General features: G+C 58.0%; 29 protein-coding genes and 2 pseudogenes. 17 read left to right on the top strand and 14 right to left on the bottom strand.

Annotation, left to right across the window (positions count from 1 at the left end; all coding sequences use genetic code 11):
* Positions 1-8: 8 nt before the first annotated feature.
* The 13 genes and pseudogenes from rplE to rplC all read right to left on the bottom strand — a co-directional run bounded on the left by rplE (position 9) and on the right by rplC (position 6,658).
* The gene (rplE, locus tag IQ241_RS10105; protein ID WP_193906629.1) at positions 9-554 is read right to left on the bottom strand and encodes a 50S ribosomal protein L5; all 546 of its coding nucleotides are present in this window, start codon (positions 552-554) and stop codon (positions 9-11) included.
* Between the two features lie 91 nt (positions 555-645).
* Entirely contained in the window at positions 646-990 is a 345-nt protein-coding gene (gene rplX, locus IQ241_RS10100) for a 50S ribosomal protein L24 (protein ID WP_228021550.1), read from the bottom strand.
* Positions 991-1,356 carry a 50S ribosomal protein L14 gene (gene rplN, locus IQ241_RS10095; RefSeq protein WP_193906627.1) on the bottom strand — a complete coding sequence of 122 codons (366 nt, stop codon included), beginning with the start codon at positions 1,354-1,356 and terminating at the stop codon, positions 991-993.
* 323 nt (positions 1,357-1,679) lie between these two features.
* Positions 1,680-1,913 (bottom strand): annotated as a pseudogene (gene rpsQ / locus IQ241_RS25490) (30S ribosomal protein S17); the annotation flags it as partial.
* Between the two features lie 83 nt (positions 1,914-1,996).
* Positions 1,997-2,230 (bottom strand): annotated as a pseudogene (gene rpmC, locus IQ241_RS10085) (50S ribosomal protein L29); the annotation flags it as partial.
* A gap of 2 nt (positions 2,231-2,232) precedes the next feature.
* The gene (rplP, locus tag IQ241_RS10080; protein ID WP_193906621.1) at positions 2,233-2,649 is read right to left on the bottom strand and encodes a 50S ribosomal protein L16; all 417 of its coding nucleotides are present in this window, start codon (positions 2,647-2,649) and stop codon (positions 2,233-2,235) included.
* 64 nt (positions 2,650-2,713) lie between these two features.
* On the bottom strand, positions 2,714-3,445 hold the full coding sequence (gene rpsC, locus IQ241_RS10075; protein ID WP_193906619.1) for a 30S ribosomal protein S3: 732 nt from the start codon (positions 3,443-3,445) through the stop codon (positions 2,714-2,716).
* A 42-nt stretch (positions 3,446-3,487) separates the two neighbouring features.
* On the bottom strand, positions 3,488-3,847 hold the full coding sequence (gene rplV, locus IQ241_RS10070; RefSeq protein ID WP_193906617.1) for a 50S ribosomal protein L22: 360 nt from the start codon (positions 3,845-3,847) through the stop codon (positions 3,488-3,490).
* A gap of 11 nt (positions 3,848-3,858) precedes the next feature.
* Positions 3,859-4,137, bottom strand: coding sequence for a 30S ribosomal protein S19 (rpsS, locus tag IQ241_RS10065; protein WP_193906613.1), 279 nt, complete (start codon positions 4,135-4,137; stop codon positions 3,859-3,861).
* Positions 4,138-4,195: 58 nt separating this feature from the next.
* Complete coding sequence (gene rplB, locus IQ241_RS10060) at positions 4,196-5,059, bottom strand: 50S ribosomal protein L2 (RefSeq protein ID WP_193906610.1); 864 nt, start codon at positions 5,057-5,059, stop codon at positions 4,196-4,198.
* A gap of 15 nt (positions 5,060-5,074) precedes the next feature.
* Positions 5,075-5,380 (bottom strand): 50S ribosomal protein L23, encoded by a 306-nt coding sequence (locus IQ241_RS10055; protein WP_193906608.1) that lies wholly within the window; start codon positions 5,378-5,380, stop codon positions 5,075-5,077.
* A complete protein-coding gene (rplD, locus tag IQ241_RS10050; RefSeq protein WP_193906605.1) occupies positions 5,373-6,008 on the bottom strand; it encodes a 50S ribosomal protein L4 in 636 nt (211 codons plus the stop codon). Before rplD ends, IQ241_RS10055 begins: the two co-directional genes overlap by 8 nt.
* A gap of 2 nt (positions 6,009-6,010) precedes the next feature.
* On the bottom strand, positions 6,011-6,658 hold the full coding sequence (gene rplC, locus IQ241_RS10045) for a 50S ribosomal protein L3 (protein ID WP_193906603.1): 648 nt from the start codon (positions 6,656-6,658) through the stop codon (positions 6,011-6,013).
* Between the two features lie 436 nt (positions 6,659-7,094).
* On the opposite strand from rplC, the gene IQ241_RS10040 reads away from it, so the two are divergent.
* From IQ241_RS10040 to IQ241_RS09960, 17 genes are all read left to right on the top strand, one after another.
* Positions 7,095-7,565: an NAD(P)H-quinone oxidoreductase subunit N gene (locus IQ241_RS10040; RefSeq protein WP_193906601.1), complete on the top strand. Its 471-nt coding sequence runs from the start codon at positions 7,095-7,097 to the stop codon at positions 7,563-7,565.
* A gap of 104 nt (positions 7,566-7,669) precedes the next feature.
* Positions 7,670-8,749 carry a circadian clock protein LdpA gene (gene ldpA, locus IQ241_RS10035; RefSeq protein WP_193906598.1) on the top strand — a complete coding sequence of 360 codons (1,080 nt, stop codon included), beginning with the start codon at positions 7,670-7,672 and terminating at the stop codon, positions 8,747-8,749.
* An 82-nt stretch (positions 8,750-8,831) separates the two neighbouring features.
* Positions 8,832-10,655 (top strand): R3H domain-containing nucleic acid-binding protein, encoded by a 1,824-nt coding sequence (locus IQ241_RS10030; RefSeq protein WP_193906596.1) that lies wholly within the window; start codon positions 8,832-8,834, stop codon positions 10,653-10,655.
* A gap of 135 nt (positions 10,656-10,790) precedes the next feature.
* Entirely contained in the window at positions 10,791-11,195 is a 405-nt protein-coding gene (gene psb27, locus IQ241_RS10025) for a photosystem II protein Psb27 (RefSeq protein ID WP_193906594.1), read from the top strand.
* 184 nt (positions 11,196-11,379) lie between these two features.
* Positions 11,380-11,493: a 50S ribosomal protein L36 gene (gene rpmJ / locus IQ241_RS10020; RefSeq protein WP_071776899.1), complete on the top strand. Its 114-nt coding sequence runs from the start codon at positions 11,380-11,382 to the stop codon at positions 11,491-11,493.
* Between the two features lie 202 nt (positions 11,494-11,695).
* Positions 11,696-12,076: a 30S ribosomal protein S13 gene (gene rpsM / locus IQ241_RS10015; protein ID WP_193906592.1), complete on the top strand. Its 381-nt coding sequence runs from the start codon at positions 11,696-11,698 to the stop codon at positions 12,074-12,076.
* Between the two features lie 129 nt (positions 12,077-12,205).
* Positions 12,206-12,598 (top strand): 30S ribosomal protein S11, encoded by a 393-nt coding sequence (rpsK, locus tag IQ241_RS10010; RefSeq protein ID WP_193906590.1) that lies wholly within the window; start codon positions 12,206-12,208, stop codon positions 12,596-12,598.
* A gap of 146 nt (positions 12,599-12,744) precedes the next feature.
* The gene (locus IQ241_RS10005; RefSeq protein WP_193906581.1) at positions 12,745-13,692 is read left to right on the top strand and encodes a DNA-directed RNA polymerase subunit alpha; all 948 of its coding nucleotides are present in this window, start codon (positions 12,745-12,747) and stop codon (positions 13,690-13,692) included.
* Between the two features lie 123 nt (positions 13,693-13,815).
* Positions 13,816-14,166 carry a 50S ribosomal protein L17 gene (gene rplQ, locus IQ241_RS10000; protein WP_193906579.1) on the top strand — a complete coding sequence of 117 codons (351 nt, stop codon included), beginning with the start codon at positions 13,816-13,818 and terminating at the stop codon, positions 14,164-14,166.
* A 37-nt stretch (positions 14,167-14,203) separates the two neighbouring features.
* Positions 14,204-15,088, top strand: coding sequence for a tRNA pseudouridine(38-40) synthase TruA (truA, locus tag IQ241_RS09995; protein WP_193906576.1), 885 nt, complete (start codon positions 14,204-14,206; stop codon positions 15,086-15,088).
* A 58-nt stretch (positions 15,089-15,146) separates the two neighbouring features.
* Positions 15,147-15,602, top strand: coding sequence for a 50S ribosomal protein L13 (gene rplM / locus IQ241_RS09990; protein WP_193906574.1), 456 nt, complete (start codon positions 15,147-15,149; stop codon positions 15,600-15,602).
* A complete protein-coding gene (gene rpsI / locus IQ241_RS09985) occupies positions 15,602-16,015 on the top strand; it encodes a 30S ribosomal protein S9 (RefSeq protein ID WP_193906572.1) in 414 nt (137 codons plus the stop codon). The genes rplM and rpsI overlap by 1 nt, the downstream gene beginning before the upstream one ends.
* A gap of 58 nt (positions 16,016-16,073) precedes the next feature.
* Positions 16,074-16,313, top strand: coding sequence for a 50S ribosomal protein L31 (gene rpmE, locus IQ241_RS09980; RefSeq protein WP_193906570.1), 240 nt, complete (start codon positions 16,074-16,076; stop codon positions 16,311-16,313).
* A 91-nt stretch (positions 16,314-16,404) separates the two neighbouring features.
* Positions 16,405-17,502, top strand: coding sequence for a peptide chain release factor 1 (prfA, locus tag IQ241_RS09975; RefSeq protein WP_193906568.1), 1,098 nt, complete (start codon positions 16,405-16,407; stop codon positions 17,500-17,502).
* Between the two features lie 8 nt (positions 17,503-17,510).
* Positions 17,511-18,776, top strand: a complete 1,266-nt coding sequence (locus tag IQ241_RS09970) for a metallophosphoesterase family protein (RefSeq protein ID WP_193906566.1) — start codon at positions 17,511-17,513, stop codon at positions 18,774-18,776.
* A 129-nt stretch (positions 18,777-18,905) separates the two neighbouring features.
* Positions 18,906-21,254, top strand: a complete 2,349-nt coding sequence (locus IQ241_RS09965; RefSeq protein ID WP_193906564.1) for a M48 family metallopeptidase — start codon at positions 18,906-18,908, stop codon at positions 21,252-21,254.
* Between the two features lie 580 nt (positions 21,255-21,834).
* Positions 21,835-22,266 (top strand): RNA recognition motif domain-containing protein, encoded by a 432-nt coding sequence (locus tag IQ241_RS09960; RefSeq protein WP_193906562.1) that lies wholly within the window; start codon positions 21,835-21,837, stop codon positions 22,264-22,266.
* A 110-nt stretch (positions 22,267-22,376) separates the two neighbouring features.
* On the opposite strand, the gene crtB is transcribed toward IQ241_RS09960, so the two are convergent.
* Positions 22,377-23,306: a 15-cis-phytoene synthase CrtB gene (gene crtB / locus IQ241_RS09955; protein WP_193906560.1), complete on the bottom strand. Its 930-nt coding sequence runs from the start codon at positions 23,304-23,306 to the stop codon at positions 22,377-22,379.
* Between the last annotated feature and the right edge of the window lie 60 nt (positions 23,307-23,366).

The following is a 23,366-nucleotide window of genomic DNA, read 5'->3' as shown; positions in this document are numbered from 1 at the left end:
AACCTGCCTCAGTTATCCCGGAACGGCATACCCAGCTCTTTTAACAGGGCCCGCCCTTCTTCGTCGGTGTTCGCGCTGGTGACAATACTGATGTCCATGCCGCGAACCTGGTCAATGTTGTCGTAGTCCACCTCGGGAAAAATCAGCTGCTCGCGCAGTCCCAAGGTGTAATTGCCCCGTCCATCAAAGCTGCGAGGGCTGACGCCGCGAAAGTCGCGGATGCGCGGCAGGGTCAGGTTGACCAGCCGGTTGACGAAGGCATACATGCGCTCAGAGCGCAGCGTCACCATGACGCCAACCGGCATCCCTTCGCGAATTTTGAAGCCCGCGATCGCGCGCTTAGCCCGGGTCACCACCGGTCGCTGACCGGTAATCAGGGCGAGTTCGCTAATCGAAGACTCTAGGGCTTTGGCGTTTTGAGACGCCTCTCCCAGACCTCGGTTGACGGTGACTTTGGTAATTTTGGGAACCTGATGGATGTTTTGGTAATTAAACTGCTCCAACAGCTTCGGCACTACCTTTTCGGCGTAGAAGGTTTTGAGTTGCTCGGCCATGGTTTTCTCTGATTGAAGGTTCCTGGGCTGGGTCAGGAACGAGGGGTGAACGGTGAATGAGATTAAGCTGAAAATGGGGCTGACGGCAGCCCTAGTCGATGATTTCGCCGGTCTTTTTCAGCATCCGGACTTTGCGACCGTCTTCGGTAAAGGAGTAGGCCACCCGGCTCGCCACCTTTTCCTTAGTGGAGTACAGCATCACATTGGAGCTGTGGATGGGAAATTCCTTGGTCAGAATTTGACCCGATTCGCCTTCCTGCTGCGGCTTGACATGCTTGGTGCGAACGTTGACGCCCTCGACGATCACCTGCGATCGCTTCGGCTTAATTGCCACAATCTCGCCGACTTTGCCCTTGTCACGGCCGGTGATCACCTGGACGGTGTCTCCCTTCCTGACGTGCATTTTTTGGCGAATTGGCTTTGACTTAACGGCCATCTACAGTACCTCCGGCGCGAGCGACACAATCTTGGTAAAGTTCTTATCCCGCAGCTCCCGCGCCACTGGACCAAAGACCCGGGTGCCACGGGGGTTACCGTCGGGGTTGATCAGCACTGCGGCGTTATCGTCAAACCGGATGCTCATACCGCTGTTGCGGCGCATTCCCTTGCGCGTACGCACCACGACCGCCCGAACAACATCTGACTTTTTCACCGCCATATTGGGCAGTGCGTCTTTCACGACGGCGACGATCACGTCGCCGACGCCCGCATACTGGCGGTTGCCGCCCAGTACCCGAATGCACATGAGCTTGCGGGCACCGCTATTGTCGGCGACATTGAGGTAGGTTTCCTGCTGGATCATGATTCGGTCTCCTCCGGCTGGTCTGCCTCAGGTGCTTGGCTCAATTCAACCGAGGCTTCCTCTGAAGCATCTTCTGGGGTATCTTCTGGGGTATCTTCTGGAGTGTCTTCTGGGGCCACATCCTGAGTTTCTGGCTCAGGAGCCTGAGCCGCTGGGGCCGCCGCCATCTGTTCTTCATCAACCTGAACGGCTTCCTCAAGCGGCTGAGTAGCCAGCGCTTCTGGTGGAGCCGCCGCTTCTTCGACCTGAGCTGTCTCTGCCGACTGGGTCGAGGGGATCGCCTCGACCTGGGCGACGACTTCAGAAACAGCCTCAGAGACCTGATTCAGAATGTCGGTGACGATCCAATGCTTGGTGCGGCTGAGCGGACGGGTTTCGCGGATTTTGACCTGGTCGCCCGTCTTGCATTTGTTCTCTTCGTCATGCGCCTTGAATCGCCGCGTCCGCACCATAATCTTGCCGTACTTGGGATGGGGGACCCGGCTTTCAACCGCGACCACCACTGTCTTATTCATTTTGTCGCTGACCACCTGGCCAACCCTTTCCTTCGCTGCCATCTAACCCACTACTCCTGCTCGCTCTCTGTCTCAATAGCCGTCTCGGTATCCGACTCAGTCTCGGTGCCTGGCCCTGCCGCTGCCTGAGCCGGCTCAGTCTGGGCCGCCTGAGCCGCCGCCAGCTGGCGCTCTCGCTCGACGGTCATCAGCTGGGCCAGGCGATGGCGCGTGTGCTTGAACTGATGAAAGCCGGTCTCGAGCTGCCGGGTCGCCTTTTGAAAGCGCAGGTCAAACAGCGATCGCTTCGCCGCCGCGATTTCCTCTGCCAGCTCCTCATCGCTGAGATTTCTGGCGTCTGCAATCTTAGCCAGGGGCATGTTTAGACCTCCTCCTGTTTTGCAATAAATTTGGTCTTAAATGGCAGCTTGAACGCGGCTAGCCGCATCGCCTCGCGGGCAATTTCTTCAGACACACCGGCAATCTCAAAAATGATCCGACCGGGCTTGACTACCGCTACCCAGAATTCTGGGTTGCCCTTACCGGAACCCATTCGGGTCTCAGCCGGGCGCATCGTCACCGGCTTATCGGGGAAAACGCGAATCCAGATTTTGCCACCCCGGCGAATGTAGCGGGTCATCGCTCGCCGTCCGGCTTCAATCTGCCGTGAGGTCATCCAGGAAGGCTCGGTCGCCTGGAGGGCAAACTGACCAAAGTTGATCTCGTTGCCCCGGTGGGCCATGCCCCGCATGCGGCCCCGATGCTGCTTTCTAAATTTGGTTCTCTTCGGACTTAGCATGGTGGGTTACTACTTACAAAACTCGACAGCCAGAACTCGATAACACCAGAATCTTCTCTGGGCCTTAAGACTCATTAGAGCGGTCTTCAAACTGCTGACGACGACGCGGCTGACGGCGGCGTGGCTGGGCATTGGCGTTGACGGGCTGCTCTTCCTGCCCCGGGATCACTTCGCCTTTGAAAATCCAGACCTTCACGCCAAGGATGCCGTAGGTCGTCTGAGCGGTCTTATAGGCGTAGTCGATGTTGGCGCGCAGCGTATGTAGCGGCACACGGCCCTCACGGGTCCACTCACTGCGGGCAATCTCGGCCCCATTTAAGCGACCGCCTACCTGAATCTTGATCCCCTCAACACCGGCTCGCTGGGCTCGCTGAATGGCCTGCCGCACCACCCGTCTAAAGGACACCCGTCGCTCGAGCTGCTGAATAATATATTCGGCAATCAGGCCAGCGTCAGCATCGACCCGGGCCACCTCGATGACGTTAATCCGAATCTGGCGGTTGGGATCGTTCAGCTCCTGCTGTAGCCCAACCCGTAGCGAATCGATGCCGCTGCCGCCGCGACCGACGACAACACCGGGTCGGGCCGTATGCACTTCCAGGTCGATCTGATCGGCTTTACGCTCGATGCGCACTTCCGAAATGCCCGCATTGCTGAGATTTTTCTCAACGTACTGACGAATCTTATGGTCTTCTTGCAGCAGTTCGGGATAGCGGTTCGAGTCGGCATACCAGCGGGAGCGATGCTCCTGCGTAATGCCGAGGCGAAGCCCGACTGGATGAATCTTCTGTCCCACGAGTACTCCTATGGCTGACGGAAAAATGAACTGAATAAGGGTTTATTCGGTCGCAGGGGCCACCGCGATCGCAATATGGCAGGTCGGCTTACGAATCTGATAGGCTCGGCCCTGAGCCCGGGGCCGATAGCGTTTGAGCACGGGACCCTGATCGGCGTAGGCTTCACTCACTACCAAATCAACCGGATCGAGACCGTTGTTATGCTCAGCGTTGGCAACGGCCGAGCGCAGCACCTTCAGAATCGGCTCGCAGGACTTGTAGGGCATAAACTCCAGAATAATCAGCGCTTCCCGATAGGAGCGACCGCGAATCTGATCGAGAACGCGGCGCACCTTGCGGGGAGACATTCGAACATATTTAGCAGTAGCCTTCACCTGAGCACTCGTATCAACTTCAACCATGATTTCCTTTCCTAACGGCGCACTTTCTTATCGCTTTTGGCATGGCCGCGGAACGTTCTCGTCGGCGCAAACTCCCCTAGCTTATGGCCCACCATCTGCTCGTTAATAAACACCGGCACATGCTGACGACCGTTGTGCACCGCAATGGTATGACCAATCATCTGAGGAATGATTGTGGACGCCCGCGACCAGGTCTTAATGACCTGCTTATCGCCTTTGGCGTTGAGATTTTCTACCTTTGTCAGCAGATGGTCTGCCACGAAGGGGCCTTTTTTTAAGGAGCGAGCCATAGTCCGACCTACCGTGCAAAAACTGTAAACATACATTAAGTGAGGTTGAGCCGCTAGCTTAGGCGTTGCGCCCGCCGCGACCGCGTTTCGAAGCCCGTCGTCGTCGCCGTACAATCAGGGCGTCGCTGGCCTTTTTCTTCTTCCGGGTCTTGTAGCCCAGGGCCGGCTTACCCCAGGGCGTTACCGGACCGCTGCGGCCAATCGGGGCCTTGCCCTCACCGCCGCCGTGGGGATGGTCAACCGGGTTCATGACGCTGCCGCGCACCTCGGGCCGACGACCGGCCCAGCGCTTGCGACCAGCCTTACCCATGGTGGTATTGCGCGATTCGATATTGCCAACCTGACCAATCGTGGCGTAGCAGTCCCGTAGGATCATCCGCACCTCACCAGAAGGCAGCTTCAGGGTGACGTAGCCCCCCTCTTTTGCCACTAGCTGGGCAGCAGCCCCAGCAGCCCGAACAATCTGTCCGCCTTTGCCCGGTGTCAGCTCCACGTTGTGAACCGTCGTACCTAGGGGAATCCGGTGCAGCGGCAGGGCGTTGCCAACTTCAAACGGGGCGTCTGGACCAGAGATGACCGTAGTTCCGACCTCTAGATTGAGCGGATGCAGGATGTAGCGCTTTTCGCCGTCCTGATAGTGCAGCAGGGCAATCCGTGCATTCCGATTGGGGTCATACTCAATCGTCGCTACCTTCGCGGGAATGTCGTGCTTGTTCCGGCGAAAGTCAATGGTGCGGTAGAGCCGCTTGTGACCGCCGCCGCGATGGCGGCAGGTAATCACCCCGCGGTTGTTTCGCCCTTTAGGGCGATGGACCGACTGGGTCAAAGACTTTTCAGGCGTATCCCGCGTAATCGTGGCAAAGTCGGAGACGGTGCGCTCGCGGGTGCCGGGAGTCAGCGGTCGATAGGAACGAATACCCATGGCTAATCAAATCGTCTAAACGTCAGGGAAGAGAGTAATTGTATCGCCGGGAGCCAGTGTCACAATGGCTCGCTTATAGACCGGCCGATATCCCATAAAACGGCCTACACGGCGTTTTTTACGGGGCGGATTGAGCGTGCTCACCCCCTGCACTTTGACATCAAACAGGCTTTCGACGGCGGCCTTGATCTGCGGCTTAGTTGCCTTCGGGGCCACCTCAAAGGTGTACTGATTGTTTTCGAGCAGCAGCGTTGCCTTTTCGGTCACAATCGGGCGTCGAATGATGTCGGGCAGGTCGCGCGTATCGACTGGCTTACTCACCGTATACCTCCTGAATTTTCTCCAGTGCCGCAGCGGTCACTACCAGCCGATCGGCGGCCAGCAGGTCGTAGACGTTCAGGCCAATCGCTGAGATTAGCTTGATGTTAGGCACGTTGCGCACCGAGCGATAGATCGTCTCGTTTTTTTCGTCGATGATGATCAGCACCTTTTCTTCACCGGCGTTAAGGCCCCACCGTTCGAGCGCACTGAGAACTTCTTTTGTCTTCGGCTGGGTCAGCTGAGCGGCAAAATTCTCTACTACAGTCAAATCTTCTGCTCGGCTTTGGAACGCTGTGCGCAGCGCCAGCCGCCGCTCCTTGCGATTCATCTTGGTACTGTAGTCCCGGGGCTTGGGACCAAAGATGACGCCGCCGCCCCGCCAGAGAGGCGAGCGGTTAGAGCCTGCTCGGGCCCGGCCCGTGCCTTTTTGCCGCCAGGGCTTGCGACCGCCGCCGCGCACCTCGGCCCGGGTTTTTGCCGCAGCGGTGCCCTGGCGACCGTTATTCATCTGCCGCACCAGCGCCCGATGAACAATATGGGACGCATTTTCTTCCTTGGCGACCTTCAGCTCGAAGGAGGCACTGCCCGCTTCGTTTCCTTGCCAGTCTCGAACAATACAATCAACCATGACTATCTCCCTACCTGCTGGCCTACGATGGTCGCTGGCGCAATACTCAACAGCGCCCCGGGTTTGCCGGGGACGCAGCCCTTGATCAGTAACAGATTGCGCTCATCGTCTACTCGCACGATGCTCAGCTTGCGGGTGGTGACGCGCTCGTCGCCCATCCGCCCGGCCATCCGCTTGCCGGGGTAAACCCGGCCCGGCGTGGTACCGGCACCGGTTGAACCGGGTAGCCGGTGATTCTTAGAGCCGTGAGCCATTGGCCCTCGCTTAAAGTTGTGGCGCTTCTGATAGCCCGCAAAGCCGCGGCCAATGCTCTTGCCACTAACGTCAACCAGCTCGCCAGCGGCAAACTGGTCTGCGGTAATCGACTGGCCCAGCTCAAATTCACTGGGGTTGCTGACTCGATACTCCCGCAGATGCCGCAGGGCCGGGGCGCTGGACTTAGACAGGTGTCCCAGCTTGGGCCGGTTTAGCGCCTTTTCAGCAACCTCTCCATAGCCGATTTGAACGGCGGCATAGCCATCCGTTTGCTCGGTCTTAACCTGGGTCACCACGCAGGGTCCCGCCTGGACGACGGTGACTGGCACCGCATTTCCAGCCTCGTCAAAAATCTGGGTCATACCCAGCTTGGTACCAAGAATACCGACAGACACAGCAACGTCTCCGAAAATTAACACGCCTGAAACGGCAGGGATTGAACACCCTGCCCGAAAATCCTGCTAGAGGACTCAGCTCACACGGGAACAAAATCGCGCTGCCCAAGCAAATGGCCGCGATCGCGATAGACCCAAACTGATACTTAAACCGTTTTCGACACTTTAGAACTCTAGCTCAGTGAGTCCCAGTCGATAAATCAGCCTAGACTTGAACAGCTCACTGTAGCAGCCTGCCATCCAGTATCTAAATTTTGGCGACAATTAAGCATGTTACACAGATAATCTGGCTTTGTCCACCGTTTCTGCAAAATGATTTTGATGATTCAGATTCAGCTGGGGTTAGCCGACGACATCGCGCCAAAACAATGCCGAATAATACAGTACGATATCGGTTAATCATCCCAATCATCCCGACGCTTAATCTTGAGGCCCTATGGTACTGCTGGTAGCTGGCAACAAAATAGTTCGCGACGTAGAGCAGCACGGGGCGCTGGCCGTCCGAGTGCCGCCTGAAGGGGGATTCGAGGGCCGTTTTCGCCGTCGCATCCGGACCGCAGGGTATGAGTGCGTCCATATGTCAGCCCGGGGGCTGGGCGATCTTTCGGCCTATTTACTAGACATTCACGGCGTCCGACCGCCCCACCTGGGCAAGAAAAGTAAGGACGCGGCGGTGGGCTATCGCTACTTTCTACCGCCGGTCGTCAGCTATCGGCTAGAACATCTGCCCGCTGAAAACAAGGGACTGCTGCTCTGGCTGCTAGAGGGCTACGTCCTGACGAATCAGGAACTGGAGTTCTTGGTATCGCTGCCGCAGATCGAGCCTCGAGTCAAGGTCGTCGTTGAGCTCGGCGGCGATCGCGCCTTCAAGTGGTTTCCCCTCAAGGATGCGCTAGCGGCCGCCTGAGTTCATCCGGGCTGCGGAGGATCGCTCCGCCTGACCGGGTCTGAGCATCGCAAAGTTTTTTAGCCCAACTCGTCATTTAGATTTGAACCCATTAGCATAGAAGGGTGAGGAATTTACCTAACCCTTTACAGTCCCTTCAGTCGGGTCATTGGTTCAAGCTGATCTGCGGTGCCAGCTATCAGCACCTGCCTGCGGTTAGAAATCTGGCGCTGGCCTATAGTCTAGCCGGTGCCGACTGCATTGATGTGGCCGCCGATGCGGCAGTCGTCGCGGAAGCGCGTGCCGGCGTGCAGGCCGCTATTCAGATTGCAGCTGAGAAGGGCAGCGCGCTTGCCCGTCCCTGGCTAATGGTCAGCCTCAATGACGGGGAAGACCCACACTTCCGCAAAGCGGTGTTTGACCCGGCGCGCTGTCCGGCCGACTGTGCCCGGCCCTGTGAGGCGATCTGCCCGGCCGGAGCCATTGTCTTTAATCCTAAATCGGGGTTTGCCAACGGCGGTGTCACGGCGGAACGCTGCTACGGCTGCGGCCGCTGTCTGCCGGTCTGTCCGATTGGGCAGATTGAGACGCGATCTCAGACTGTCCCGCTGGCAACGCTGGCCCCGACCCTGCTGCCCCAGGTAGATGCCGTTGAAATTCACACCCAGGTCGGCCGCGTAGTCGAGTTCACCCAGCTTTGGAACCAGCTGCGGCCCTGGGTACGTCAGCTTCAGCTCGTCTCGGTTAGCTGCCCAGATGGGGCGGGCGTGACTGACTACCTGCGCCAGCTCTACGCTCAGATACAGCCCCGACCTGCCATCCTAATCTGGCAAGCTGACGGTCGCCCGATGAGCGGTGATATCGGTAAAGGCACTACCCACGCCGCCATTCGACTGGGTCAGAAGCTCTTAACCGCAGGTTTACCCGGCTATGTTCAGCTGGCAGGGGGTACGAACCGGCATACGGTTGAAAAATTGCAAGATCTGGGCTTGTTAGGCCCAGCCCAGACCACTCCCGATCGTCCACCCCACATCGCGGGCATTGCCTACGGCAGCTTTGCCCGCAGCTTACTGATGCCGCACCTGGAAACCTTCACCACCCTAGAAACGATGCCCGATCTGCTCTGGCCAACCGTTCGCCTGGCCCGGTCCCTGGTTCAACCGCTGAAGCTGGTCGCCCGACCGGCTGCTCAAGTCGGTCGGTAGAGCTGGCCAGCTCCAGGCTGCCACGCCCTCAGCCCAATTTCTCTGCCGTTCTTTTGTAACTAACGTTTGTAACCAACGTTCTATGGTGAGTCTCAACGACAGTCCGCTCGACGACCGTTCTCCCGCTTCAGCCCCGCCTTCTTCCCCACCCCAGCCGATTGACGACCTGCCGCTGCTGCTGGCAATTCTGCCCGAGCAAATTCGTCAAAAGTTAGACCGGCACCCCCAGAAAAATCAGCTAATCGAGGTGATTTTAGATCTGGGCAGACGGCCCGAAGCGCGATTCTCAGACGGCGCCGAATACCTTGCTGAAACCGTCGTTTCCCAGGCAGACCTACAGTACTGCATCGAGCGAGTGAGCCATTTTGGCGGCGATAATCGGGCCGGGCTGGAGAAGACCCTCCATCGAATTAGCGCCCTGCGCAACCGGGCAGGAGAGGTGATCGGTCTGACCTGCCGGGTGGGCCGGGCCGTTTTTGGCACGATTGGCATGATTCGCGACCTAGTAGAGACCGGCGAGTCCATCCTGCTGCTGGGACGGCCCGGCGTGGGCAAAACGACGGCGCTGCGAGAAATTGCCCGGGTGCTGGCCGATGACCTGCTGAAGCGCGTCGTCATTATTGACACCTCCAACGAGATCGCGGGCGACGGCGATATCCCCCACCCGGCGATTGGTCGGGCGCGGCGGATGCAGGTGCCCCGCCCCGAGCAGCAGCACCAGGTGATGATCGAGGCGGTGGAAAACCACATGCCCGAGGTAATTGTGATCGATGAAATTGGCACTGAGCTGGAGGCCTTGGCTGCCCGCACGATTGCCGAACGGGGCGTGCAGTTGGTAGGAACGGCCCACGGCAACCGGCTGGCCAACCTGATCAAAAACCCCACCCTGTCTGACCTAGTCGGCGGCATTCAGTCGGTGACGCTGGGCGATGACGAAGCCCGGCGGCGCGGCAGCCAGAAGAGCGTACTGGAGCGCAAGGCGCCGCCCACCTTTGATATTGCCATTGAAATGCTGGAGCGCCAGCGCTGGGTAGTGCATGAAAAAGTGGCAGACACGGTTGACGCCCTGCTGCGGGGACGGCTGCCCGAACTCCAGGTGCGGACCATGGGCGAGTCTGGCCAGACCCTGGTGACCCACGAACTGCCCAGCGGCTCAGAGCTGGCGGGCCCGCCCCGCCGTGGGCCTTCCCGGTCGCGATCCAAGGCCCCGCGCGGCTGGCGATCGGCGGGCCGGATGGTGTCCCTCGATAGCGAGCCCAGCCGCTTTCGCGCCGCCAGCCGACCGGTCGTCGTCGAAAGCCCTGAGCAGCAGTTCGAAGCCCTGCTCGACCGTTCCCTCAGCGCCCCGACCGACCTGGTCGCCCAGGCCGAAGGGACGCAGAGCGCCTTTGGTCCCAATGGTGAGGAGCTGACCCAAATCTATCCCTACGGCATCAGCCGCCAGCAGCTCGACCATGTGGTCAGCACCCTGAATCTGCCGGTGCTGCTGACTAAGGATCTGGAAACCGCCGATGCGGTGCTGGCGCTGCGATCGCACGTCAAAAACCACTCCAAGCTCAGGCATGTGGCCAAAGCCCGTCAGATTCCGATCTACACGGTTAAGGCCAACAGCATTCCGCAAATTACTCGCTCCCTGCGTCACCTGCTCGATCTGGATGAATCTAGCCCTGAGGCAATCAATTTAGAGCTGTTCTCCCGCAGCGGCGACAACGACGAGCTCGAAGCTTTGGAAGAAGCCCGGCTGGCGGTTGAGCAGATCGTCATTCCCCAGGGCCAGCCGGTGGAGCTGCTGCCTCGCTCTCCCAAAATTCGTAAGATGCAGCATGAGCTGGCTGAGCACTACCGGCTCAAGTCCCTAAGCTTTGGCGACGAGCCCAATCGGCGACTGCGGATTTACCCGGCCTAGAACTCTGGCGGCAGCCCTTTCCTATCTTCCGACGTATTTATCCCGGTTCCTTCTTCAGATAAAATGAGCGGCAGGTTGGTGCTTTTGGGCTCAAAAGTGCTGGCAGCTAGATTTATTTGGTAGGAAACGAGTTTTATGAGAAGCCTTTTGTCTCGCTTATTTGCCCTGATGCTGGTGGCTGTAATTGGCCTCAGCGGCTGTAGTGCCCTTGGTCCGGCGGATGGCCTGTCGGGCGACTATCGCCAGGACACGCTGACGCTGATCGACAGCTTGCAAAAGGCGATCGCGCTACCCGATGATGCCCCCGACAAGATGGCCCTCCAGGCCGAAGCCAAGCAGCAGATCAACGACTTTGCCTCTCGCTACCGCCGCGATCGCGAAATTGCTGGCCTTAGCTCGTTTTCAACCATGCGAACCGCGCTCAACGCTCTGGCCGGTCATTACAGTTCATATCCCAATCGGCCCGTTCCGCAAAAGCTTCAAGATCGGCTGAATCAGGAGTTTAAGCAGGTAGAATCTGCTCTGAAAAGAGGCGCTTAGCTTAAGCCAATTAGGGACTGAACGAACCCTACAGTGCTAAAAATGCCGCTGCCTAAGCAGCGGGGTTTAGGTTTGCTCTGCTGGCTAGAGGATCAGTTCATCGGTTGACAAGTAAATTTAATTTGCTAACTTCCTTGGGTTTTGCTAACATAGCGATTCTGTAGTAAAGAAAAAGTTTTGGGACATGAAAGTCCGCGCGTCCGTTCGAAAAATGTGTGAGAAGTGCCGCGTGATCCGCCGTCGAGGTCGGGTCATGGTGATCTGCTCTAACCCCAAGCATAAGCAGCGTCAGGGTTAGCAGTAGATGCGGTGGGGGATGCGAAGATTTAATCTGTTCCCCGAGCCTGGTCTTCAGGACTGGGCTCAGATTCTAGTGTATTCGCACAAAATCGTGAAGCGCTAGAATTCAGCTAGCCCCGTTGGGGGCAAAGCGTATTGGTCGGCAGTAGATAGACTGAATTCGCCCAGAGCGAATTGGCAAATTGAGGGAGAAATAATCGGTGGCACGGATTGCTGGCGTTGACCTGCCAAGAGATAAACGAATTGAAATTGGGCTGACCTATATTTACGGAATTGGACTCAGCCGTTCGCAACAGATTTTGCAAAAAACGGGCGTCAGCCCTGATATTCGCGTCAAAGACCTCAGCGACGCTGATGTTGTAAAGCTGCGTGAGACGGTTGAAACTGACTACGAGATTGAAGGTGATCTACGCCGCTTGCAGCGGATGAACATCAACCGGCTGATGGAAATCGGCTGCTATCGCGGGCGTCGGCACCGGGTTGGATTGCCCGTTCGCGGTCAGCGGACCCGCACCAACAGCCGTACCCGGCGGGCCGGGAAGCGGACCGTCGCCGGCAAGAAAAAAGCACCCAGGAAATAATGTATTTAGGCGAACTCAGCTGAGTTCGCCTAAATACGGCTGTCCGGTCAGGTGTGGCGCTGTTCCAGCGAACCGTTCCGGATTTTTGGTGTGTCAGCAGTTCTTTGAACGTTTTATTGGAAATAACCCATGGCAAAACCCGTTAGAAAAACAGGCCCGCGGAAGCAGAAGAAAAATATTCCCAACGGCGTTGCTCATATTCAGTCTACCTTCAACAACACGATCGTCACGATTACCGACGCTAACGGCGGTACCGTATCTTGGGCCTCGGCAGGTTCTAGCGGCTTTAAGGGAGCCAAAAAAGGAACGCCTTTTGCGGCTCAGACGGCGGCGGATGGCGCAGCTAGACGGGCGATGGATCAGGGCATGCGACAGATCGAGGTGCAGGTCAGCGGCCCGGGTTCTGGTCGAGAAACGGCCATTCGGGCTCTGCAGGGAGCCGGGCTAGAAATCACGGTAATCCGCGATGTTACGCCCATCCCGCATAATGGCTGTCGGCCCCCCAAGCGGCGACGGGTGTAGGCGTTTGGGCCGATAGTCCAGCGTTTGACTCTAAGGGTTTAGCTTGAGCAAAGCCTTAGAAAAACGAAGTGGGACTTAGGGCGCGGGCAGCAGGGCGCGACATTACAGGCAGCGCCAAGGATTAAGAGGAAGTAGGGAGGTTTCTAGTGGCACAGTTCCAGGTTGAATGCGTAGAGTCGGTGATTGAAGACGATCAGAGTCAGTTTAGCCGATTTGTAATCGAGCCGTTAGAGCGGAATCAAGGGATTACGGTTGGTAATGCCCTGCGTCGTGTGCTGCTCTCCAATTTGGAGGGTTCGGCGGTGACTGCGGTGCGAATTGAGGGCGCGAGCCATGAGTTTTCGACGATTCCCGGCGTTCGAGAAGACGTGCTCGACATTCTCTTAAATATGAAAGAAATTGTCGTCAAAAGCTATTCGCCGCAGCCCCAGATTGGTCGGCTGGAGGTGCATGGACCCGCTCGGGTGACCGCAGCCGATTTTGACCTGTCTTCTGAAGTCGATTTGATTAACCCCGATCAGTATGTGGCTTCGGTTGCGGCTGGACACAAGCTGGAGATGGAGTTTCGGATCGAGCAGGGGCAGGGCTATCGGGCGATTGACCGGAGTAAGGAAGACGGCAGCGCGATTGACTTCATGCAGATCGATGCCATTTTTATGCCTGTCCGCAAGGTCAACTACAGCGTCGAAGATATTATCAGCAGCGGTTCCCTGCGAAAGGACCGGCTGACGATAGAGGTTTCGACCAATGGCAGTCTCACGCCTCAGCAGGCGATGAGCGAGGCGGCGCTGATGCTAGTCGAGATGTTTAGCCCGCTCAAGGACGTTACCTTGGAGCCCAAGCGCGACGATGAGACCAAGGACGAAGACCCGACCTACCAAATTCCAATTGAGGAGCTGCAGCTGTCGGTGCGGGCCTATAACTGCCTGAAGCGGGCTCAGATTAACTCGGTGTCTGACCTGCTGGACTACAGCCAGGAAGACCTGCTGGAGATCAAGAATTTTGGTCAAAAGTCAGCAGAAGAAGTGGTTGAGGCCCTTCAGGAGCGGTTGGGAATTACCCTGCCGCTGGAGAAGCCTGCTAAGACCGCCTAGCCTTAGCGCTTCTGGGCTATGTCGCCCAGAAGCCTCTCTCCGGAGCGATCGCTCCGGAGTTTTTAATTTCAAATCCATCCTTATCCACTGTTCAAGTTTCATCGTCCATTAAGAGGAAATGTCATGCGTCACCGTCGTCGTGTTCCCCAGCTCGGCAAACCCGCCGACCAGCGTCGCGCCCTGCTGCGATCGCTGACCACAGAGCTCATCCGCAATGGCCGGATCACCACTACCCAGACCCGGGCCAAGGCGGTTCGCTGCGAGGTCGAGCGCATGATCACCCTGGCCAAAGCGGGGACGCTGTCGGCGCGGCGGCGGGCGATCGGCTATATCTACGACAAGCAGCTTGTTCATGCCCTGTTCGACCAGGCTCCCGAGCGCTATGGCGATCGCAACGGCGGCTACACCCGCATCGTGCGGACAGTCAGCCGTCGGGGCGACAATGCCAGCATGGCGATTATTGAGCTGACCTAGGGCCAGTCTTTGATAGCCCGCTCAAATTTATTGACCTATGGCAAACCGCTCCCTATCGCAAAACCTAGCCGCTGCGCCAGTTGATAAAGCGCAGCGGCGGCAGCGCGTGGCCCTGGTGATCCAGTATCGTGGTACGGCCTTCCACGGCTGGCAGTGGCAGCCGAACCAGCGGACGGTGCAGGCTGAGATTGAGGCGGTTCTGAGCGACGTCATTGGTATGAAGACCGGGCTACATGGGGCAGGTCGCACCGACAGCGGCGTCCATGCCGCAGCGCAGGTAGCCCACTTTGACGCTCCGGCCCTGATTCCGGCGGAGCGCTGGGCTGACATTCTCAACCATCGTCTGCCCGCAGGCATTGTGATTCGGGCCGCAGCCCGGGTGGCCGACGACTGGCACGCCCGATTTTCGGCCCTGTGGCGACGCTATCGCTATACCCTCTATACCCAGCCCTACCCCAACCTATTTGTGCAGCCCTACGTCTGGCATTACTACCACCATCCCCTGAATGCTGCCCTGATGCAGTCGGCACTTGAGCCGCTGGTGGGCTATCATGATCTAGCTGCGTTTCAGCGGACCGGGTCGGGGCGATCTCACTCTGGGGTTGAGCTACAGGCGGCGGCCTGCGATCGGCGAGGCGTTTTTGTGCAAGTAGAGCTCCAGGCCAAAGGGTTTCTCTACGGCATGGTGCGGCTGATTATGGGACTGCTGGTGCAGGTTGGGAATGGGCAGCTGTCGCCAGCTGATTTCACGCAGATTTGGCAAGATCGGCGGCGAGATCTGGTCCGGTATTCCGCCCCACCTCAGGGCCTGTGCCTGCTGCGCGTGGGCTATCCCAACTTTCCGTTCCCACCCGCAGTCTGGGTCGATACCCAGCCCCAGTTTTTTTTACCGGACTCAGCTGAGCTAGCGAGCGCTGTTTGAGCCAACCCCAATCAATCTGCCGTTTTTCTAACCTGATTTCAAGACTATGGTGACCGCGATGACTAAAACCTATCTGACTCCCCCCCTGGAGGTCGAACGCAGCTGGTACGTAGTAGATGCCGCTGACCAGCGCCTGGGGCGGCTGGCGACCGAAGTTGCCAAGGTGCTACGGGGCAAAAACAAGCCCAACTACGCCCCCCACATGGATACGGGCGATTTTGTGGTGATTATCAACGCCGATAAGGTGGTGGTAACCGGCAAAAAGCGCTTTCAAAAGGTCTATCGCCGTCACTCGGGCCGGCCCGGCGGCATGAAGACAGAGACCTTCGAGCAGCTTCAGAATCGGATTCCCGAGCGGATTGTTGAAAAGGCCGTGAAGGGAATGCTGCCCAAGAACGCCCTGGGCCGGAAGCTCTTTACCAAGCTCAACGTCTATGCTGGCCCAGACCATCCCCACCAGGCTCAGCAGCCTGAAACCCTGACCATCAACACGATTCCTGGAGGTACTCGCTAATGCAGGCAACCGATCAGTCCAACCGCGCCGTCTACTGGGGGACGGGCCGCCGCAAGTCTTCGGTAGCGCGGGTGCGCCTTGTTCCTGGCAGCGGCAAGCTCGTTGTCAACGGCAGGGCGGGAGAAGAATATCTCCAGTTCAACCCGGCTTACCTCGACGCCAGCAAAGCGCCGCTGGAGACCCTGGGGCTAGAAGGCGACTACGATATCCTGGTGAACGTGCGGGGCGGCGGCCTCACCGGCCAGGCTGACTCGATTAAGCTGGGCGTCGCTCGGGCGCTGTGCGAGCTCGATCCCGACAACCGCGCGCCGCTGAAGATCGAAGGCTACCTGACTCGCGATCCGCGCAAGAAGGAGCGGAAGAAGTACGGCCTGAAGAAAGCCCGTAAGGCCCCTCAGTTCTCGAAGCGGTAAAACGCTTTCATCGGCGTACGCTAAAATTGCTTACAGATCATATCCCTATCTAACACCCATGGCTAAGTCTGATATTCATCCCGAATGGTACCCAGAAGCAAAGGTGTTCTGTAATGGCGAGCAGGTCATGACGATCGGCTCGACCAAGCCAGAACTCCATGTTGACGTGTGGTCGGGTAATCACCCCTTCTACACCGGTACTCAGAAAATCATTGACACTGAGGGCCGGGTAGAGCGCTTCCTGCGGAAGTACGGCATGACCGATACGAGCAATGCCACCGGCAGCGACGAGAAATAGCGAACGCGCTTCTCCCTATCCGAGTAGTCCCCTGATTACTCGGATATTTTGATCTCTAAGCGATTTTTGCTCGCTAGACCGGAGCTTTCCCATGGCTGAAGCCTACCTGCTAGAAAAACTCAAGTCCGTCGAGCAGACCTTCCACGAACTCACCCGGCGGATGGCCGACCCCGATGTGGCCAGCGACCCGGACGAGTTTCAAGAGATTGCTAAGCTGCGCGCTTCACTAGAGGAAACGGTCACCACCTACCACGAGTGGAAAGACACGCAGGAAGAGCTGCGCGGCGCTCGGGAGGTCTATAAGGAGTCGGCGAATGACCCGGAGCTGCACGAAATGGCGGCGCTGGAGGTGGAAACGCTGGAAGAACAAAGCGTCACCCTGGAGCAGCGGCTGAAGGTGCTGCTCCTGCCCCGCGACCCTAACGATGACAAGAACGTCATGCTCGAAATTCGGGCTGGAACGGGCGGCGACGAGGCGGGCATCTGGGCGGGCGACCTGGTGCGGATGTATACCCGCTATGCCGAAGGTCAGGGCTGGCGGCCCAAGCTGGTGAGCGAATCCGCTGCCGACATGGGCGGGGTAAAGGAAACTATCCTCGAAATCCAGGGCGACCAGGTCTACAGCAAGATGAAGTTTGAGGCGGGGGTGCACCGGGTCCAGCGGGTGCCGATGACGGAGGCCAGTGGTCGGGTACATACCTCAACGGCAACAGTGGCGATTATGCCCGAAGTCGATGACGTCGAAGTTGAAATCGACCCTAAAGATATTGAGATGAGTACGGCTCGCTCCGGCGGGGCGGGCGGCCAGAACGTCAACAAGGTGGAGACGGCGGTAGACCTGTTCCACAAGCCGACCGGGATTCGCGTCTTTTGTACGGAGGAGCGATCGCAGCTGCAAAACCGCGAGCGGGCGATGCAGATTTTGCGGGCCAAGCTCTATGAAATTAAGCTGCAAGAGCAGCAGGCCGAAGTGACTTCGATGCGGCGATCGCAGGTCGGCACCGGCTCGCGCTCAGAAAAAATTCGCACCTACAACTACAAGGACAACCGGATTACCGACCATCGCCTGAACCAGAACTTTAGCCTCGCGCCGATTCTTGAGGGAGACCTGGAAACGATTGTCCAGTCCTGCATTTCTCAAGACCAGCAGGAGCGCCTGGAGGAGCTGGCCGCCGCTACCTCGGTATAGCCCCGCCCATGGCCCGTTTCCTACATATCTCTGACATTCACCTGGGGTTTGACCGCTACGACAGCCCCATCCGCACCCGCGACTTTTTTATGGCGCTGCGGGACGTCGTCCAGCGCTATGCAATCGACGAACGGGTAGATTTTGTCGTGATTGCGGGAGACCTGTTTGAGCACCGCACGATTAAGCCCGCGATTCTCAACCAGGCCCAGCTCTGTCTGCAAATGCTCCAGCAGGCCCAGATTCCGGTGTTGGCAATCGAGGGCAACCACGACAGCTGTCCCTACGGCACCAAAACCAGCTGGCTGCGCTATCTGTCTGACTGGAAGCTGCTGAAGCTGCTGGAGCCGGGCAACATTTCTCAAGGCGAGCCGTTTTATGCGCCCTGGGATGAGCCAACTGGGCGGGGTGGCTATATTGACTTAGACTGCGGCGTCCGGGTGCTCGGCTCTAACTGGTATGGGGCCGCTGCGCCCAAAGCGATCGAGCAGATTGCTGAAGCCATCCAGGCACTGCCGCCGGGACCAGCGCACAAGCTGCTGCTGTTTCATCACGGCTTAGAAGGGCAGATTGCCCGCTATGCAGGGGCACTGCGCTACAGCGATCTGGTGCCCCTGCAGCGGGTCGGTGTGGACTATCTGGCCCTGGGTCACATCCACAAGCACTACGCGGTCGAGGGCTGGATTTTTAATCCCGGTTCGCTGGAGGCTAACAATGTGGAGGAAGGCCAGTTCCAGCGTGGCGCCTATCTGGTGGAGCTGACCGAACAAGGTATTCAGGCTGAGCTGAAAACAGACTATATTCAACGACCGATCGTGCGCCTGGAGTACGTGGCTCGCAGCCAGGACCCGATGGAGTTGGTAGAATCGGGCGCGATCGCAACCCTAGAAACCGCCATCCAAAGCCAGCGTCTAATTCCTGCTGAGCAGCCCATCGTCGAGCTTAAAATCACCGGTACCGTCGGCTTTGACCGATTGGAGCTGGACATTCGCCAGCTGCGCCAGACCCTGCAAGACCGCAGCCAGGCCCTAATCTTTTTGCTAAAGTACGACGTAGACGAAGCTGCTTTCGCCTCGCCGCTTTCAGAAGAGGCTAGCCGCCTGGAGATCGAGCAGGAGGTCTTCACCGACCTGCTGGCTGGCAATGCGGTCTACAAAAAGCGAGCCAGCGACCTGGCCTACGGCCTGATCGACCTGAAGCAGCGACAGCTCGAAGGCGAGACTGAAGCAGCGCTCTATGACTGGATTGATACGCTGCTGGCCGATACTTCAGACTGATTTCGCCCAGCTTTCGCCATAACGCTCAGCCTAATTTCACCGAAAGCGTTATATCTTCGGCAAATTTGCGTACCCTGACTGCATCGATTGCGCATTCCAAAGGCCAATGGGACCTTTGGCAGGGGAGCTATGCCGGAGACCGATCCAGAACAGCTGCTACAGGCCGGGCTCAGCGCCCTCAAGCAGCGGGCCTATGAGCAGGCCATGACTGCTTTGACCACACTGTCCCAGGCCGAGGTGCCGCCGTCTTACCAGGTCAAAGCTCGGATGGGGCAGATTCAAGTGCGGGCGGCGCAGGCAGATTGGGCCGCCGCGATCGCGCTATGCGAGCCGCTGCTGCGGTCGAAAAATTCAGCGCTGCAGGGCTGGGCCAAGGCGATGCGATCGCGGCTAGCGCAGCAGACGACTACGGTTCCTGACAGCGGATTCCAGCCGCTGCCGGTCGCGGCGATGACCCCACCGCCTGCTAACTCGCCGACCTCTCCCCTAGACCAGTCAGGCTTTGTGCCGTTATCTCCCGCCGCTAGCCCGCCTGCTGCGATCCGTCCAGCCGACCCGCCGCTGGTTTCTGCCCCCAGCAGTCCGTCTGCTATCGCCGAAACCGCAGCGGCGCCCGCCGACAGCCCGCCTTCGCTATTTCACTATGAGGCTTTAAACCAGAATGCTGCCCGGCTGGATAACGATCCGCTAGCCGTCTCTGCTGACATTCATCACTGGCGATCGGCAGGCCGGTTAGAAAAAGGGCGGCGGCTGGGCGAGGGCTGCAAATTTTGGCTTTGGGTCGCCCAGCTGGCGACGCCGCTGCTGACCTTCGGGCTGCTACGCTGGCTGCTGCACCATTTTCTGGCCCTGGTCAACGGCTATCTAGGAATGATGGGGCGAATTTTACCGATTGGCATCGGCCCCATTTCAGCCTTGAGCCGCGACTTGACCTGGCCGCTGGTAGCGCTATTGGTGGCCATGCTGGTGATTTTGCCCTGGCTGTGGGAGCGGTTGCTGGGTCTTACGGTTGGCCTCAAACCCCTCGCTCCTAGACAGCTCTCTGCCTCCTCTGCGGAAGCCCTGGCCCTGCTGCGGAAGCAGTGCCTACAGCGGCGCTGGCCGTTTCCTAGCCTGAAGTGCCTGCCCACCGACCTGCCGCTGATTTTTTCCTACGGCAGTCTGCCCCGAACCGCTCGGCTAGTTGTCAGCCAAGGGCTGCTGGACCAGCTTCAGCCAGACGAAATTGCCGCGCTTTGCGCCTATGAAATCAGCCACTGGCGACGCTGGGACTGGACAGTGCTCTCCTGGCACGGCCTGATTGCCCAGGGGTTTCACCAGCTCTATTGGAGTCTAGCCCTCCAGAGCAATCGCCAGCCGCGAATGGTGAAGCTGGCCACAGGTGTATTGGCCAACGTCAGCTACGGCCTGTTCTGGCTAGTACAGAAATCGGGGCTTTGGGTCGCGCGGCGGCGTACCTACGAAAGCGATCGCGCCGCCGTCGTGCTCACCGGCAACCCCAACGGCCTGACCCGGGCCTTGGCCAAACTCTCCTTTGGCTTAGCCCAGGGCGTCGCTCGGCAGGGCTATACGCCGCCCTGGGTAGAAAGCCTTGACCTGCTTCTGCCCGTTAGCGGCAGCCCCAGCCGCCAGGCCCTCTATGGTCAGGTACCACTGGCCGACCTATTTGCTTGGGACTGCCAGAATCCCTATCGCAGCTGGCTGAGTTTGAATAATAGCCACCCGCCGCTGGGCGACCGGCTGCAGCTGCTGATGGCGATTGCCCGTCACTGGCGGCTAGAGCCCGAGCTTGACCTGCCCGCTCGGCCCAAACATCGGGCCTTGTCAGCCCAGCAGTGGAGAACGCTGCTCGCTCAGGGGGCACCTTACTTTGGATTGCTGATTGGGCTGGGTGCGGCGCTCTTACTCTGGAGCCTGGGAGCCTTTGCCGATGCCATTGGCTGGGCCTTTTTAGATTGGCTCTATCACGACTTGAGCCTGATCAAAAGTGCGCTTCTGCTGGGGCTGGGTATAGGCATCCTGCTGCGGATTAACCGCTTTTTCCCAGACCTGCCGCCGGCCCAGCCGCCGACGGATGACGCTCTACCGACCTGGATCAACGCGCCGCAGCAACTTCCGTTGGATAGCTCAGCTGCTAACATTTCGGGCCGCCTATTGGGCAGACCCGGCGCGGCCAACTGGCTGGGGCAGGACCTACTGCTCCAGACGGCCCACGGTCTGCTCAAGCTGCACTTTTTCTCAGCCTGGGGCAGCATCGGTAACAGCCTGGGGAACGCGCCCAAGCCGATTGAATATCTGGGCCAGACAGTACAGGTCCGGGGTTGGTTTCGTCGCGGCTGTCTGATTTGGCTTGACGTCAGTCAAATTCAGACCGCGCCAGGCCGATTTATTCCGGCCCAAGCACCGATTTGGTCAGCGCTAATTCTAGCGGCTGCCTGCGGCAGCGGACTGTGGATTTTAGTCCGCGGATCGGCCTAGCCTCTAGTTGCGCTGTGCATTGTGGCGGGAGCAGCCGGCTGGTTTTATCGGGCTGATTCTTGAAGCTATATCGTTGATTGCTTTGGCTGCTTTGGTTTGATTCGCTTTGGAATTTGATTCTCAATTCCAATAGCTCAGAGGGGGTTTGGGCAACTTTTCCGTGGGTCATGCATCCTCAAATAGGATAAATAAAGATCTGCCTTTTTGCCCTAGTCTGGAGTCAGCGGGCGTGATACCTTAATTAAAGGTATGAATGTTTACTTTGGAAAAGCATTTAAGCAGCATAAGAGTTTCTAATTGGGCGGGTTGCTTTACAGCGGTCTTACTGATTGAGGGCTGAGTCGCGACCTCAAACGTGCGCTGTAAGGCTCACTCGAGTTGGGTTGTCAGTTGTTTAAGCCTGTCTTTTGCGATTGGAACAATGACTCAGGTACTCAAAAAAAGCCCTCAGCTAGGGTGAAATCAGATAGAGAATTGTCCGCAGCTTTGAACAGAAGCTTCGCACCCAACGTTGTCTGTCAGCCCTTAGTCAATGAGCCGTCCAAGCTCCATTTTTGAAACAAAAGTTAGAGGTATCTAAATGTCAATTCGTCTGTACGTGGGTAATTTGCCAAAGGATTTAGAGCGGGAAGAGTTTGAAGCCGTTTTTGCTGAAGAGTCAGAAAATTTGGTTTCAATTAAACTAATTGCCGACCGCAAAACCGGCAAATGTCGGGGGTTTGGCTTTGTCACTGCCAAAACCGAAGAAGTCGCCGATGCCCTAGTTGAAAAATATAACGGGCATACGGTTCAAGATTCGGCCCTGAAGGTTGAAAAAGCTATGCCCCGCAGTGATAGCAGCGAAAGTAGCGATCGCGGCGGTAGTCGGCGCAGCAGTAAGAAAGGCAGCGATCGGCGCAGCAGCTCGTCAAGCCCCGCAGATAGCGCTGCGGCAGCGCAGCCCGATCCGCGCTGGGCGCAGGATCTGGCCAAGCTCAAGGAAATGCTGGCGACCCAAACGACTGCTTCCTAGCTGTGTCGGCTCGCCTGGGATAGGGTTTGAAGCAAAAAGGGGACTCTCTACAGACAGTCCCCTTTTTGCTTTTCGGAAAACGAAGATTAATCAGACTCAAAGCAATCCCCCTACGAAACGCGGGCTCGCAGCAGCGCCTTGGGTAGACAGAGCGCCTTGCGCACCTTAGGAACAAAGGCTCGCCGATTGAAAACGTCGTAGTCGTTTTCGACGATCACATCCAAAATTTTTCGATAGAGGATCAGTGCCGACCATACAGGCCAGCGAGCATCGGGACTGAGGACGCTGATACCGCTTTCTGCCGATTCGTAAAACCGGTGGGCGCGTTGGATTTGAAACTGCATCAGCGCCCGCCAGCGGTCGTCAATGACGTTGTCAAACAGGTCTTGCTCACTGTAGTTAAAGCGCTCCAGGTCTTCTAGCGGTAGGTAGATCCGTCCTCGCTGGGCATCTTCGCCGATGTCGCGCAGAATATTAGTGAGCTGGTTAGCAATGCCTAGCGCGATCGCTTCCTCCGCTGGGTTGGGCAGCGGCTGAGCCTGCATCCAAGGGGCTGTATTCACCGCTGGGTCAATTCCCATCACAACAGTAGACATCAGGCCTACCGTTCCCGCCACCCGATAGCAGTAGAGCTGGAGCTCTTCAAACGTCTCGTAGCGCGACCGATGCAGGTCCATCCGCTGGCCTTCGATCATGTCGCAAAAGGGCTGCATATCTAGCGGAAAGCGCTGAAGCGTATCGACTAAGGCCACATCCAGGTCGTCCAGCGGCTGTCCCTGAAATAGCGATTCGAGGTGAGCGGCCCAGTCGTCCAGGGTTTCTTCCGTCGTAAACTCGCTCTGTGGCCCGTCAATCAGCTCGTCCGTCCGCCGACACCAGACGTAGATCGCCCAGATTGCGCGTCGCTTGGCCTCTGGCATTAACCGCGTCCCGAGGTAAAACGTCTTGGAATATTTCGCGGTAATTTGCCGGCAGCGCTCGTACGACTCTTCGAGAGACGCCAGTACGCGGGCAGAGGGGGATTGAGTCAGTTGCAGCATTAATGCCTCAAACTGGAAACTTGGACGAAGCTGACGGGTTAATTTGTCAGTTTACTATTG

The sequence above is a fragment of the Vasconcelosia minhoensis LEGE 07310 genome (assembly GCF_015207255.1).
In the GTDB taxonomy this organism is placed as follows: Bacteria; Cyanobacteriota; Cyanobacteriia; order Phormidesmidales; family Phormidesmidaceae; genus Vasconcelosia; species Vasconcelosia minhoensis.
Note: the sequence above shows the minus strand (reverse complement) of the source record. Positions and strands in the feature narration are given on the sequence as shown.